The organism is Nocardia coffeae, from assembly GCF_019890715.1.
GTDB classification, from domain to species: domain Bacteria; phylum Actinomycetota; class Actinomycetes; order Mycobacteriales; family Mycobacteriaceae; genus Nocardia; species Nocardia jiangxiensis.
Map to the genome: position 1 here is coordinate 1 of NZ_JAINZY010000091.1, position 338 is coordinate 338.

The window sequence follows — 338 nt, forward strand, 5'->3', positions numbered from 1 at the left end:
GTGGTGTTCTCGGCGGGTGTCCGGCCGCGGGATCAGCTGGCGCGTGATGCTGGTTTGGAGGTCGGTGCGCGGGGTGGTGTGGTGACGGATCTGGGGTTGGTGTCCAGTGATCCGAGTATTTATGCGATCGGTGAGGTCGCGGCGGTGGAGGGGACCTGTTACGGGTTGGTGGCTCCGGGGTACAGCACCGCGGAGGTGGTGGCGGATCGGTTGTTGGGTGGGTCGGGGGAGTTCCCGGGGGCGGATCTGTCGACGAAGTTGAAGTTGCTGGGTGTGGATGTGGCCAGTTTCGGTGACGCGCACGCGAGGAGTGCGGGTGCGTTGTCGGTGGTGCTGCA

General features: G+C 65.7%; 1 protein-coding gene. It reads left to right on the plus strand.

Features of this window, described 5'->3' with window-relative positions:
- The coding region (locus tag K7711_RS47180; protein WP_222979747.1) for an FAD-dependent oxidoreductase at window positions 1-338 on the plus strand (338 nt) is incomplete at both ends.